Here is a 12,936-nt window from a genome sequence, read left to right on the forward strand (position 1 = left end):
CGGACACGATGTCCGGAGCCTATACCAGGTTCGGCTTCGGTGGCGTGTGCGGTAAGCTGCCGAGCGTGGACGGCGAGGGCACGGGGACGTCGGGGAGCACGGCGCGCAGCGCCGCGGAGATCCGCGGGCGCATCACGGCTTGCTTCAGCCTGGTCGAGCTGCGCCGCTTCGCGGAGGAGCTCGGTGTGCCGGACATCCCCTGGGAGCGGGGGATCCAGGGAGCGGCGTACGAGCTCGTCCGCCGCTTCGAGCAGCGCCGCGAGCTCGGGCCGCTCGTCGAGCGCCTCCGCGCGGCGAGGCCGCTCGTGGAGTGGCCCGACACGCCGACGGTGCCGTCCGCCGCGTCGAGCGAGCCGGCGCACACCGACATTCCCCGGCCGGCGCCGCTGCCGAACCTCTCGCCGATGGTGGCCCCATCACCTCCCCTGGAGGTCGCGACGCTGGCGCCGCCGTCGATCGTGCCCACCCCGCGGACACCGAACGTCACCGCGCCGCAGCCCGCGAATGCGCGGCCGCCCGGCGCCGCGGGGCCGGCGCAGCTCCCGGCCGGCTCTCCGCGCGCCGGCGCGCCGGCGCGCGGACCGCGCCGCATCGACTCGCGGCTCGCGCTCGCCGCCCTGGGGCTCGTGGCGGTAAGCCTCATCGTGGCCTTCCTCATCGGCAGGGCGTCGAGCGCGCCGGGTGACGACGCGGCGCGCGGGAGCGCCGCGTCCGCGAGCGCCGCGCAGAAGGGCGCCCCACCGCCAGCGGCGCGGCCGGACGGGGTCGCGTCGCGCGCTGCCGCCGCGATCGACCACAGGATCGAGAGCCTGGCGCGGGCGTGCGAGATCCCGCCCGGCTCGGCGGAGGACGTGATGCGCCGCGCCTTCGAGCGCTGCGGGCCGTCGCCCGCCTCGGCGGGGCACCGGACGACGCCGGCGCAGCGGAGCGATCCGCCTGCCGCGCGGGCGCCGGGCGCGCTGCCGGCGTCTCCAGGGACGGGGCCCCGTCCGGCGGCCGCGACCGGCCTTGCGCCCGCCGGCGGCAACGCCGGGTGCGTGGGGGCGTGCGAGCGACGACACCAGGCGTGCAGGGCGACGCAGTGCGGTAAAGAGCCCACGCAGAGCACGCAGTACCAGCGTTACCAGGGCTGCCTGTCGGACTGTCTCGAGCAGGCGTCCAAGTGCCGCCTCGGCTGCCTCTGAGCCTCAGGGCGACGCGTCAGAGCGACGGCCGGCTGCGGCGCATCACGTTGACCGTGACGGTCGGCTCGTGCTCTGGGCAGCCGGTGCGACCGGACTGGCTCGGGTCGAAGTCGATGCGAAAGCAGGTCTTGCAGACGCAGAGATAGGCGTCGTGGAACTCGCGGAAGTTGAGGATGTCCGCGGCGAAGAGGCTGAGGACGATGTCGCTGAGCAGGTCTTCCTCGCGCGGGCACGGCTCCCACGGCCCGAGGCCCGCGGCGCGCAGGACGCGCCCGCTGTCGATGGCCGCCGCGAGGAAGCGATCGTCCGCGGCGGGCGGCATGAAGGCGCGAAGCGAGGCGAGCACCCGGAACCGCGCCGCGTCGACGAGCTGCTCGATCTCGGACGCATCCGGGGCCGCCGGGGCCTGATGGCCGAGCGCCACCTGCTTGGAGAAGCCCTCGGTCACGTAGGCCGGTCGCTGCATCCTCCCGGCGGCCACGAGGTGCTTCTCGAACCAGATCGCAAGCGCCGCCGCGCTCCGGGGAGGCCTGCCGACGAACGTGAGCGCCGCGAGCAGCGCGCGGCGCTCGTGATCGCTGGCGACGAGCGATGCCGCGGACGGCAGCGTGGGAATCGAGGTGTGGGAGTCCTCTTGCGGTTGCGGCATGAACGCCCCTTTGCTCCGCCCCAGTCTGCCCGAGGTCTTCTCTCGGGGTCCAGGCGCGACGGCGCCCCGGTCGGAGATTGCGGAACTTCCTGCAATGCGTCGCGTTACCGGCTCTTTGCCGCTTTGTAGTGAACGGCGCGAGGCGGATCTCAGTCCGTGATCTTGAGCGCTCCGCTGTCGTCGAGCGCGCCGCTCGCGTCGGCGCCATCCGAATTTGCCTCGATCTCCGCCTCGGACGCAGCGGGACGCAGGAACGACAGATCGAGGCCGCCCATGGGCTGCTGCGCCGCCGCGCGCGTGGCGGCGAGCGGCAGCGCCTCGGCGTTCGCAGCGGCGTGCGGGGCGGAGCGGCGCGCTTCCCGTTCAGGTCGCTTGTCGTCGCGGCGCGAGGGCTGCGCCGGGTCGCGCCGGCCGGCGCCGGGCTCGCGCGGCCGCTCCGGCGCGGGCGCCGCGGCGGCCTTCGGCCGGCGCGCGGCCTCGGCGCGCGCGGACGGCGGCGGTGTCCGGAGCGCCCTGTCCGTCTTCCTCGCGATGCGCGCGCGGGCGCGGGAAGGGGCGTTCTTCGCGAGCTCGACGCAGCTGCCGCGCATGGCCGCGGGGCAGGAGATGCGCACGTGCATGTGGTCGTCGTGCGACTCGGCGCCCGTGGGCTGCATCATCGCGAGCTGCGCGCGGACGATCAGCGCGCGGGAGACGCCGATCCGCTTGGCGTGAGCGATCAGCGCGGACCGGAGCGGATCGGCGATGAAGATGTGGCTCACGCGGGCGCGAGGATCGGTGAGCAGGTGCTGGACGAGCAGCCAGTTGCGCGGCAGGTCGAAGCGCGCCCCGGGCACGTTGGTCGAGGCGAGCCGGGCGTCGAACCGGAGGAAGATCGGCGCGTGGACCTGCTTTCCGCGCGCGTCGAGCGCGTAGAAGCCGAGGTCGACGTCGCGGCCGCTCTCGTGGGAGTTGTGGCGGTGGACCTCGCCGCCGCGCTGGCGCGACAGGTCGCCGACGTCGAGCACGGCGCCCGGGAAGCGCTTGGCCACGCCGCGCGCCGCGCGCTCGATCATGCCGACGAGCGCCGGTAGCCCCCAGCGGACGTCGGCGCCGGCGTAGGCGGGCACGACGCGGATGTCCTTGCGCGAGGTGTCGAGCCGCACGCCGCCCTCGAGGCGCCCTTCGTTGGGATGGCCGACCGACGAGGCGGGCGCCTGGGGCGCGGCCTTCTCCCTGGCCGGCCCGGACGATCGCGGGCCCGCGTCGCCGGCGCGAGGGCGGTGGCCCTTGGTGTCGTCCTTCGCGAGCCGCGCGCGCTTCGTCGCCCCGCGCGCCTTGGCGGCAGCGGCGTCCCGCGGCTTTGCTTCCGCGGTGGGGCGCGCGTGTGAGCGCGCCGGCGCATCCGGCGCCGCGGCGGCCGTCTGCGAGCCGGACAGGGAGAGCGCCAGGATCGTGAACAGCACGGAGAGCGGTCGAGGCACACCGGTGCGTTACGGGGTTTCGGCGGGCCGGGCCAAGAAGCCGGCGCCGCCTGGCCGCGCCCTCCGAGGGCCGCTCCCGAGACCTGCGCCGAGCCTGCGCCGAATGTGCGCTGGCAAGTGCGGTGAACGAGCGCTGGCGGACGCCACGCGCGCCTCATGCACCCCGGACACACGCGAGGTTCCCGCGGCCCGCCGGAAGCGCGGCCGAGGAGCGCGGATCACCTCGTGACGCCGCGCCGCGGCCGGCGCCGCCCGGCCCCTGTGCCGCGCTGCGGCGCCGGCGCCACGGCATGTCGTGGCGGCAGCGGAGGCTTTTGCCTCGCGGCCAGTTGGGCTACCTCTCGGTCGGCCATGGACAAGGTCTACAAGAGCGCGCTGGACGCCGTGAGGGACATCCCTGGCGGCGCCACGATCCTCTCGGGCGGCTTCGGCCTCTGCGGCATCCCGGAGAACTGCATCGCGGCGCTCCGGCAGCTCGGCACGAAGGATCTCGTGGTCGTGTCCAACAACTGCGGAGTCGACGCCTTCGGCCTCGGGATCCTCCTTCAGAACCGGCAGATCCGGAAGATGATCTCGTCGTACGTCGGCGAGAACAAGGAGTTCGAGCGCCAGTACCTGAGCGGCGAGCTCGAGGTCGAGCTCACGCCGCAGGGCACGCTGGCCGAGCGCATCCGCGCCGGAGGCGCCGGGATCCCTGCGTTCTACACGCCGACCGGGGCGGGCACGGCCATCAGCGAGGGCGGGTTGCCCGTGCTCTATGGCCCGGACGGCGCGGTGAAGAGGTACTCCGAGAAGAAGGAAGTGCGAAAGTTCGACGGCCGCGACTACGTGCTCGAGCCCGCCATCCGCGGCGACTTCGCACTCGTGAAGGCCTGGAAGGGCGACCGTTTCGGCAACCTCGTCTACCGCCACACCGCCATGAACTTCAACCCGATGATGGCGATGGCCGCGAAGGTGACGATCGCCGAGGTGGAGGAGCTCGTCGACGTCGGCTCGCTCGACCCGGACCACATCCACACGCCCGGGATCTTCGTGCACCGGATCTTCCAGGGCGAGCGCTTCGAGAAGCGGATCGAGCGGCGGACGGTGCGCAAGGCGTCGGCCGCCTAGGCGCGGGGACAGGGGACACGATGGGACTCACGCGGGAACAGATCGCGCAGCGCGCCGCGCTGGAGCTCAAGGACGGCTACTACGTCAACCTCGGCATCGGGATGCCGACGCTCGTCGCCAACTACATCCCGGCCGGGGTCGAGGTGGTGCTCCAGAGCGAGAACGGGCTGCTCGGCATCGGCCCCTACCCGGCCGAGGGCGCGGAGGATCCGGATCTCATCAACGCCGGCAAGGAGACCGTGACGATGCTCGCCGGCTCCGCGATCTTCTCGAGCGCCGAGTCGTTCGCGCAGATCCGGGGCGGCCACATCGACCTCGCGATCCTCGGGGCCATGGAGGTCTCCGAGAAGGGCGATCTCGCCAACTGGATGATCCCCGGCAAGATGGTGAAGGGGATGGGCGGGGCGATGGATCTCGTGGTGAGCGCGAAGCGCGTCGTCGTGATCATGGATCACGCGGCGAAGAACGGCGCGCCGAAGATCCTGAACGAGTGCGCGCTGCCCCTCACCGGGCGGGGCGTCGTCCACCGGATCATCACCGATCTCGCCGTGCTCGATGTGACGCCCGAGGGGCTCGTGCTGCGCGAGCTCGCGCCCGGCGTGAGCGCCCGAGAGGTGCAGGAGAAGACACAACCAACGCTCCGGGTCCCCTCCGACGTGAACGAGATGGACCTGGGGAGCGCCTGAGGGCTCGCCGATGACCTGGCCTGAAAAGACCCTGCCGACGACCGACGCGAGCGAGAAGCGCTCGCTGGGAGCGGGCGTGTTCCGTCGCTGCGACGGCTGCTCGCACACGCACGACGCCGCCGAGCTCGCGCGCACCTTCGAGGTGTGCTCGCAGTGCGGCCACCACCACAAGCTCGACGCCGACGGGTGGCGGAGGCTCCTGCTCGACGACGGCGAGCTCGCCGCGTGGGACGAGCACCTCGTCCCGAACGACCCGCTCCGGTTCAGCGACGGCAAGAGCTACCGGGACCGCGTCGCGGCGCTCCACAAGAAGGGCCGCGCGAAGGAGGCGATCGAGATCGGCCGCGGCAGGCTGGGCGGCCGCGACATCGCCTACGGCGCGTTCGTCTTCGCCTTCATGGGCGGGAGCATGGGCTCGGTCGTCGGCGAGAAGATCACCCGCCTGTTCGAGCGCGCGACGCGCGAGGAGCTCCCGGTGGTGCTCCTCCAGGCGTCGGGCGGCGCGCGGATGCAGGAGGGCATCCTCTCGCTGATGCAGATGGCGAAGAGCGTGGCGGCGCTCGAGCGGTACCGCAAGGCGCGGCTGCCGTTCCTGTCGGTGCTGCTCCACCCGACGACGGGCGGCGTCGCGGCGAGCTTCGCCTTCCTGGGCGACGCGAACATCGCCGAGCCCAAGGCGCTCATCGGCTTCGCCGGCCCGCGGGTCATCGAGAACACGATCCGGCAGACGCTGCCGGCGGGCTTCCAGCGGTCCGAGTTCCTGCTCGACCACGGGATGGTCGACGCCATCGTCCCGCGCCCCGAGATGAAGGCGTACATCGGGACGCTGCTCCAGCACCTCACGGCCAGCCGCCGGGCGCGGCGATGACCTCGGCGGCGCCGCGGCTGCCCGCGCTGCTCGAGGCGCTCGGGCAGCGGGCGCCGCGGGGGATGGAGCTCGGGCTCGGCCGGGTCCGCGAGGCGCTCTCCGCGCTCGGCGATCCCCACGAAGGCCTCCCGGCGGTGCACGTCGCTGGCACGAACGGCAAGGGCAGCGTGTGCGCGATGGTCGAGTCGATCGCGCGCGAGGCCGGGCTCCGGACCGGCCTGTACACGTCGCCGCACCTGTCTCGCTTCGCCGAGCGCATCCGCGTCGGGGGAGAGATGATCGGCGACGCGGCGCTCGAGCGCGCGCTCGCCGCCGCGCTCGAGCGTGTCCCCTCGCCGCTCACGTTCTTCGAGGCGCTGACGGTCGCCGCGTTCGTGGCCTTCCGCGAGGCGGACGTCGACCTCGCGATCCTCGAGGTGGGCCTCGGCGGGCGGCTCGACGCCACGAACGTGATCTCGGCGCCGCTCTGCACGGCGATCACGTCGATCGCGCTCGACCACCAGGCCGTGCTCGGCCCGACGCTGACGGACATCGCCCGGGAGAAGGCGGGCATCCTCAAGGCGGGCGCGCCCGCGGTGCTCGGCCCCCTCGATCCGGAGGCCGACGCCGCGATCGAGGCGGCAGCGCAGGCGATCGGCGCCGGGCCTCGCCTCCGCGTCGCGCCGGCGGAGCGCGGCGGGAGCGCGGGCGAGATCGCGGTGGGGCGCGGCGGGCGCGGGGCGGGCGCGACGCGCGTCGCCGGGCCGGGGCGCCGCGAGATCGAGGTGGAGCTCGGCCTCCGCGGCGCGCACCAGGCCGAGAACGCCGGCGTGGCGTGCGGTATCGCGTGGCAGCTCGCCGGGCGATGGCCCGAGGTCGAGCGGGCGCTCGCGGGTGGGCTCGCTGCGGCCCGCTGGCCCGGTCGCCTGGAGCGAATCGACGCGGGCGGCGCCCATGTCCTGCTCGACTGTGCGCACAACCCGCACGGCGCGCAGGCGCTCGCGGCGTGGCTCGACGAGGAGGGTCCGGGGGCGGCGCTCACCACGCTCGTGTTCGGGGCGATGGCCGACAAGGGGTGGGGCGAAATGCTACAGGTGCTCGCGCCACGAGCGCACCGCCGGTTCTATGTGACGCCGAAGGGCCGCGCGGCCGCGCCGCTCGATGCGCTGCGCGGGGTCGCGCCGGGCGAGGCGATCGGCGATCCGCGCGCCGCGGTGGCGCGCGCGATCGAGGCCGCCGCGCCCGGCGGGCTCGTGGTCGTGGCCGGCTCGATCTACCTGGTCGGCGAGGTGCGCTCGGCGCTGCTCGGCATCGTGGCGGATCCGGTCGTCACGCTCTGAAGCGGGCGCGAGCGGCGCGCTGTGCAGGCGCGTCGCTGCCCGCCGGCGCGCGGCGGGTGGCACGCGCGATGCCGTCCTCCGCGGCATGGCGTTCAGAAAGCGGCGTTCTCCGGTGCTCTTCTCTGCGGCGGCCCTCGTGGCGGCCGCGCTCGCGCGGACGGCGTTCCGCGCGCTTCGGCGGCTCGATCTGCGCGGCCGGGTCGTGATCATCACGGGCGGCTCTCGCGGCCTGGGGCTGCTGCTGGCCGAGGAGTTCGGCCGGCACGGCGCCCGGGTGGCGATCGCCGGCCGCGACGCGGAGGCGCTCTACCGGGCGGAGCAGCGGCTGCAGGCGCTCGGCGTCGAGGTGCACGCGGCGGCGTGCGATCTCGGCGACCGCGCCGCCGCCGAGGCGTTCATCGACGGCGTGGCGAGGGCGTTCGGCCGGATCGACGTGCTCGTCAACAACGCCGGCGTGATCCAGGTGGCGCCCATGCAAGACCTCCGGGTGGAGGAGCTCGACGAGGCGATGCGCTCGAACTTCTGGAGCGCGGTCCACGCGACGCTGCGCGCGCTGCCGCACCTGAGGCGGCATGGGCGCGCGGCGCGCATCGTGAACGTGGTGTCCATCGGCGGGCGCGTCGCCGTGCCGCACTTGCTCGGGTACAACGCGTCGAAGTTCGCGATGATGGGCTTCTCGGAGAGCGTGCAGGCGGAGCTCACGCACGGCGGCGCGAGGGGCCCGCGCGTCACGACGGTGATCCCGGGGCCGATGCGCACGGGGTCGATCTACAACGCCGCGTTCGGCGGCAGCCCGCAGCACGAGTTCGGCTGGTTCGGCCTGGCCTCGTCGCTCCCGATCGCGACGATCGACGCGCGGCGCGCGGCGCGGCGGGTGGTGGCGGCGGCGCGCGAGGGGCGCACCGAGGTGAAGCTCGGGCTGTCGTCGCACCTGCTGAGCTGGGCGCACGGCATCGCGCCGCAGGCGACGGTGAGGCTGATGGGCCTCGTCAACGCGCTCCTTCCGCCGCCGGGCGGCGGCGAGGGCACGACGAAGGGCCGAGACCTGCGCACGCCGGCGCAGGGATCGGTCTTGCTGCGCCTGAGCAACGAGGCAGCTCGGCGCAACAACGAGGCGCCGCCGGCAGCGGCGCGGTAATGGCCGCGCTGCACAAGCGGCGCAGCAGCGACCGCGCTGTAAACACGGCGCAGTAGCGACCGCGCTGTAAACACGGCGCGGTTGCTACTGCGCTGCAAAACGGCGCAGACGCGGCACGATAGCGGCCACGCCACAAAGCGGCGCGATGTAGGCCGCGTCAATGTCGCCGCGGCGGCGATTGGCCGTAGGCCGTCTTGGCAAAGGTTGCTAAGGGTGGTCTCCTCAGCCCCACACCACAGAGAGGGACCGTGCCGAAGCACACCAAGAAGGATCCTAGGGAGGGCGCTCCGTCGGCGACGGGCGAACCGCAGAAGCAGGCTGCAGGCCGCAAGCTCTTCGGCACCGACGGGGTGCGCGGCGTGGCGAACCAGCCGCCGATGACGCCCGAGATGGCGCTGCGGCTCGGGCGCGCGATCGCGTTCGTCGCGAGCCACGGGAAGGCGCGGCAGGTGCGGGTGGTGATCGGGAAGGACACGCGCCTGTCCGGCTACATGCTCGAGACCGCGATCGCGTCCGGCGTGTGCGCGATGGGCGGGCGCGTGATGCTCAGCGGGCCGATCCCCACGCCGGCGGTCGCGCAGCTCACGCAGAGCATGCGGGCCGACGCCGGGGTCGTGATCAGCGCGAGCCACAACCCGTACCAGGACAACGGCATCAAGATCTTCGGGCCCGACGGCTACAAGCTGCCCGACACCGCGGAGGAAGAGATCGAGCGGCTCATGGAGAGCCACGAGCTCGACGAGGCGCGGGTTGTCGGGGCGGGGATCGGCAGCGCGGTGAAGCTCGACGACGCGCGCGGGCGGTACGTCGTGTTCTGCAAGAACACGTTCCCCACGGCCCTCTCGCTCGACGGCGTGAAGATCGTCGTCGACGCGGCGCACGGGGCGGCGTACCGCGTGGCGCCCTCGGTGTTCACGGAGCTCGGCGCGAACGTGACGGCGCTCGGCGTGAAGCCGAACGGCCGCAACATCAACCGCGAGACCGGCGCCCTGCACCCGGAGCACGTGAAGGCCGAGGTGCTCAAGCGCGGCGCGGCCATCGGCATCGCGCTCGACGGCGACGCGGACCGGGTGATCATGGTCGACGAGCGCGGCGAGGTCGTGGACGGCGACGCGATCATGGCGCTCTGCGCGCTCCGGATGCTGCGCACCGGCAAGCTGCCGCGGAACACGATCGTGACGACGGTGATGTCGAACCTCGGGCTCGAGCGGGCGCTCAAGGCCCAGAACGGGCACGTCGTCCGCACGGCGGTCGGGGATCGCTACGTCGTCGAGGCGATGCGGAACGGCGGCTACTCGTTCGGCGGCGAGCAGTCGGGGCACCTCATCTTCCTGGACCACGCGACGACGGGCGACGGCATCGTGGCGGCGCTGCAGGTGCTCGCCATCATGATGGAGGAGGACAAGCCGCTGAGCGAGCTCGCCTCGAAGGCGATGCAGCGGGTGCCGCAGGTCCTGGAGAACGCGACGTTCGCGACGCGGCTGCCGCTCGACAGCATGCAGCGGACGCGGGTCACCGTGGATCGCATCGAGAAGACGCTGGGCGACAAGGGGCGCATCCTCGTGCGCTGGAGCGGGACGGAGCCGAAGCTCCGCGTCATGGTCGAGGGCGAGGACGCGTCGACCATCGGGGCGTACGCGCTCGAGATCATCGAAGCGGCCAAGCAGGACGTCGCTGGGGCATCGGCGTAGCTCGTAGCCAGGGCTGCCCGGCCCCCGGAGAGGGTGTCCTCTGCGCGGGGTGGGGGCCCCGCCGAACTCGGCGCACCCATGGATCATCCGGCGATGCCGGATGATCCATGGGTGCGCCTCAAACATCGGCCCATCCCCCACCCCGCGCAGAGGACACCCTCTCCGGGGGCCTACCGCTGCCTTGGGGACAGGCCGGCGCTGGCTACAGGGCGCGGCGCATGAAGAGGTCCTCGAGCGTCTCGCGGCGCGGCGCGACCTCGACGACCTGCGCGCCCGCCGCGAGCGACGCCCGCAGCACGTCGCGCACGCGCGCCTCGCCCTCCACGTCGACCACGACGACGTCGCCCCGGCGCGTGGTCGCGAAGCCCTTCGCGCCGAGATCGGCGAGGAGGCCTTCGCTCGCGCCCGCCAGGGTGACCTCGGTGCGCAGCACGTCGCCCCGCAGCAGCTGGCGGATCGCGCCGCTCACGACCACCTGGCCCTCGCGCAGGATCGCCACGCGATCGCACATCGCCTCGACGTCGCTCAGGATGTGCGTCGAGAAGAAGATCGTCCGGCCCTGGTCGCGCTCGGCGAAGATGAGATCGCGCACCTCCTTGCGGCCGACCGGATCGAGGCCGCTCATCGGCTCGTCCAGGATCAGCATCTCCGGATCGGCGACCAGCGCGGCCGCCAGCCCCGTGCGCTGCAGCATCCCCTTTGACAGCCGGCGCACCTGCCGATCCGCCGCGTACGCGATCTTCACCTGATCGAGCACCTCCATCGCCCGCCTGCGCAGCGCAGCGCCGCTCATCCCGGAGAGGCGACCGCAGAGCTCCACGAACTCGCGCGGGGTGAGGTAGGGGTAGACGTACGGGTTCTCCGGCAAGAAGCCGATTTTCCGGCGCGCCTCGGGCGACGGCACGCGCGCGCCGAACAGGTACGCCTCGCCGCCGGTCGGGGCGATGAGGCCCGTCAGCATCTTGATCGTCGTCGTCTTGCCGGCCCCGTTCGGCCCGAGAAAGCCGAAGATCTCGCCGCGCCGTACGTCGAAGCTCACCCCCTTGACCGCCTCGACCGCCTTCCGGCGCAGGAAGCCCACCCGGAACGTCTTCAGGAGGCCGCGGACGTCGATCAGCAGCTCGCCCTCCGGCGCCCCTTCCTCGGCGGAGCTGGCCGGCGCGGCACCCCGGTCGCGCGGCTCGACGATGCGCTCGGCTGCGTTGCTCATGCGCCCTCCTCCCCCTCGGGGCTCTCGCCCGGCGCGCCGTCTCCCGGCCGCGCCCGGCCGCGCGCGTTGGCCGCGCTGTACTCGTGCAGCTTGTACTGGATCTTGCGCGGGCTGATCCCGAGGATCGTCGCCGCCTTCGAGGTCGAGCCCTTGCACGCCTCGAGCGTGCGCAGGATCGCGTAGCGCTCCAAGTCGTAGATGGTGCTCCCGGGGACGCGCGGCATCGCGTCGACGGACTCGGCCGGCTCGGACGACATCTGCGCCGGCAGGTGCCGGAGCTCGATGCGCGCGCCGTCGCAGAGCACCGCCGCCCGCTCGATCGCGTTCTCCAGCTCGCGCACGTTGCCGGGGAACGAGTAGGACGTCAGCGCCGACAGCGCCTCGTCGGTGAAGCCCTCGATGCGCTTGCCGTTCTCCTGCGCGTAGCGGCCGAGGAAGAACGTCGCGAGCTCGGGGATGTCGCTCCGGCGCTCGCGGAGCGGCGGGATCTCCAGGGTGACGACGTTGAGCCGGTAATAGAGGTCCTCGCGGAACACCCCCTCGGCGATGCGCTGGCGCAGATCGCGGTTCGACGCGGCGAGGATCCGCACGTCGATCTTGAGCGTCTCGTTGCCGCCCACCCGCTCGAACGTCCGCTCCTGCAGGAAGCGCAGGAGCTTCACCTGCGTGGCGAGCGGGATCTCGCTCACCTCGTCCAGGAACAGGGTGCCGCCGCTCGCCTGCTCGAAGCGGCCCTCGCGGCGGCCGACGGCGCCGGTGAAGGCGCCGCGCTCGTGGCCGAACAGCTCGCTCTCGAGGAGCGACTCGCTCAGCGCGGCGCAGTTCAGCCGGACGAGCGGCGCCTTCGCCCGCGGGCTGGCGCGGTGGATCATCTCGGCGATGAGCTCCTTGCCCGTGCCCGTCTCGCCCACGATCAGCACGCTCGCGCGGCTCGGCGCCACCTGCTCGACCAGCCGGAGGACCTTCGCCATGCTCGGGTGGCTCGCGATCACGTGCCCGAACGCGTTGCGCTCGCGCAGCCGCTCGCGCAGCCGCGAGTTCTCCTGGAGGAGCCGCGCCCGCTCCACCGCGCGCTCGACCACGACCGCGAGCACTGAGAAATCGAGCGGCTTCGTCAGGTAGTTGTACGCGCCCTTCTTCACCGCCTCGACCGCGCTCGAGATGGTGCCGAACGCGGTCATGACGACGAAGGTCGCGTCCGGCAGCGCGAGCTGCGCCTTCTCCATCATCCGGATGCCGTCGAGCCCAGGCATCTTCAGATCGGTCAGGACCACGTCGGGCGCGAACTCCTCGAGCTTGCCGAGCGCCTTGAAGCCGTCGGCCGCGGTCTCGGTCGTGTACCCCTCCTCGCGGAGGATCTCCGAGAGCGCCGCGCGCGCGTTGGCCTCGTCGTCGACGATCAGGATGCGCCCGCGGGATGCCATGGTGATGGCTTTCCTAGCATGCGCGTCCGCGGAATTGGACGGCTGCTCGGCCCCGGCCGAGCGGCGGCGGGGACCGCGGGCGCTCTGGTCGAGCACGTTTGCGACCGAGGCGCCGGCGCGGCGGCGCGGCGGCGCGGCGGCGCGGCGCCGTGCCTCGCGCAGAGAAGGCCGAAGGGCTCCGCATCACCGCGCGG

Annotated in this window: 11 protein-coding genes; 7 read left to right on the forward strand and 4 right to left on the reverse strand. The window is 73.2% G+C overall.

Translation table 11 applies throughout. The annotated features are described in order from the left end of the window. The first annotated feature begins 8 nt into the window (after positions 1–8). Positions 9–1,184, forward strand: a complete 1,176-nt coding sequence (locus tag WME95_RS32105) for a hypothetical protein (RefSeq protein WP_437903167.1) — start codon at positions 9–11, stop codon at positions 1,182–1,184. Between the two features lie 16 nt (positions 1,185–1,200). On the opposite strand, the gene WME95_RS32110 is transcribed toward WME95_RS32105, so the two are convergent. Continuing rightward, positions 1,201–1,833: a hypothetical protein gene (locus tag WME95_RS32110; protein WP_437903168.1), complete on the reverse strand. Its 633-nt coding sequence runs from the start codon at positions 1,831–1,833 to the stop codon at positions 1,201–1,203. 149 nt (positions 1,834–1,982) lie between these two features. Then, entirely contained in the window at positions 1,983–3,296 is a 1,314-nt protein-coding gene (locus WME95_RS32115) for a penicillin-insensitive murein endopeptidase (protein ID WP_437903169.1), read from the reverse strand. A 351-nt stretch (positions 3,297–3,647) separates the two neighbouring features. Here WME95_RS32115 and WME95_RS32120 point away from each other — a divergent pair, with 351 nt between their 5' ends. The 6 genes from WME95_RS32120 (at position 3,648) to glmM (ending at position 10,108) form a co-directional block, all read left to right on the forward strand. Next, entirely contained in the window at positions 3,648–4,406 is a 759-nt protein-coding gene (locus WME95_RS32120; protein WP_437903170.1) for a CoA transferase subunit A, read from the forward strand. A 20-nt stretch (positions 4,407–4,426) separates the two neighbouring features. After that, a complete protein-coding gene (locus WME95_RS32125) occupies positions 4,427–5,092 on the forward strand; it encodes a CoA transferase subunit B (RefSeq protein ID WP_437903171.1) in 666 nt (221 codons plus the stop codon). 10 nt (positions 5,093–5,102) lie between these two features. Next, on the forward strand, positions 5,103–5,960 hold the full coding sequence (gene accD / locus WME95_RS32130; protein WP_437293688.1) for an acetyl-CoA carboxylase, carboxyltransferase subunit beta: 858 nt from the start codon (positions 5,103–5,105) through the stop codon (positions 5,958–5,960). After that, positions 5,957–7,279, forward strand: coding sequence for a bifunctional folylpolyglutamate synthase/dihydrofolate synthase (locus tag WME95_RS32135; protein ID WP_437903173.1), 1,323 nt, complete (start codon positions 5,957–5,959; stop codon positions 7,277–7,279). The genes accD and WME95_RS32135 overlap by 4 nt, the downstream gene beginning before the upstream one ends. Positions 7,280–7,364: 85 nt before the next feature. Continuing rightward, positions 7,365–8,417: an SDR family NAD(P)-dependent oxidoreductase gene (locus tag WME95_RS32140; RefSeq protein WP_437903175.1), complete on the forward strand. Its 1,053-nt coding sequence runs from the start codon at positions 7,365–7,367 to the stop codon at positions 8,415–8,417. A gap of 248 nt (positions 8,418–8,665) precedes the next feature. After that, entirely contained in the window at positions 8,666–10,108 is a 1,443-nt protein-coding gene (glmM, locus tag WME95_RS32145) for a phosphoglucosamine mutase (RefSeq protein ID WP_437903176.1), read from the forward strand. Between the two features lie 202 nt (positions 10,109–10,310). On the opposite strand, the gene WME95_RS32150 is transcribed toward glmM, so the two are convergent. Further along, on the reverse strand, positions 10,311–11,318 hold the full coding sequence (locus WME95_RS32150; protein WP_437903178.1) for an ABC transporter ATP-binding protein: 1,008 nt from the start codon (positions 11,316–11,318) through the stop codon (positions 10,311–10,313). Further along, positions 11,315–12,742: a sigma-54-dependent transcriptional regulator gene (locus WME95_RS32155; protein ID WP_437542700.1), complete on the reverse strand. Its 1,428-nt coding sequence runs from the start codon at positions 12,740–12,742 to the stop codon at positions 11,315–11,317. Before WME95_RS32155 ends, WME95_RS32150 begins: the two co-directional genes overlap by 4 nt. Between the last annotated feature and the right edge of the window lie 194 nt (positions 12,743–12,936).

The organism is Sorangium sp. So ce327, assembly GCF_051530205.1.
Lineage (GTDB): Bacteria > Myxococcota_A > Polyangia > Polyangiales > Polyangiaceae > Sorangium > Sorangium cellulosum_B.

Excerpts from the sequence above, each read along its gene's own strand:
- WME95_RS32125 (WP_437903171.1), top strand. The coding sequence starts at position 4,427 with ATGGGACTCACGCGGGAACAGATCGCGCAGCGCGCCGCGCTGGAGCTC.
- WME95_RS32150 (WP_437903178.1), bottom strand. The coding sequence starts at position 11,318 with ATGAGCAACGCAGCCGAGCGCATCGTCGAGCCGCGCGACCGGGGTGCC.
- WME95_RS32140 (WP_437903175.1), top strand. The coding sequence starts at position 7,365 with ATGGCGTTCAGAAAGCGGCGTTCTCCGGTGCTCTTCTCTGCGGCGGCC.
- WME95_RS32110 (WP_437903168.1), bottom strand. The coding sequence starts at position 1,833 with ATGCCGCAACCGCAAGAGGACTCCCACACCTCGATTCCCACGCTGCCG.
- WME95_RS32105 (WP_437903167.1), top strand. The coding sequence starts at position 9 with ATGTCCGGAGCCTATACCAGGTTCGGCTTCGGTGGCGTGTGCGGTAAG.
- WME95_RS32135 (WP_437903173.1), top strand. The coding sequence starts at position 5,957 with ATGACCTCGGCGGCGCCGCGGCTGCCCGCGCTGCTCGAGGCGCTCGGG.
- accD (WP_437293688.1), top strand. The coding sequence starts at position 5,103 with ATGACCTGGCCTGAAAAGACCCTGCCGACGACCGACGCGAGCGAGAAG.
- WME95_RS32120 (WP_437903170.1), top strand. The coding sequence starts at position 3,648 with ATGGACAAGGTCTACAAGAGCGCGCTGGACGCCGTGAGGGACATCCCT.
- WME95_RS32155 (WP_437542700.1), bottom strand. The coding sequence starts at position 12,742 with ATGGCATCCCGCGGGCGCATCCTGATCGTCGACGACGAGGCCAACGCG.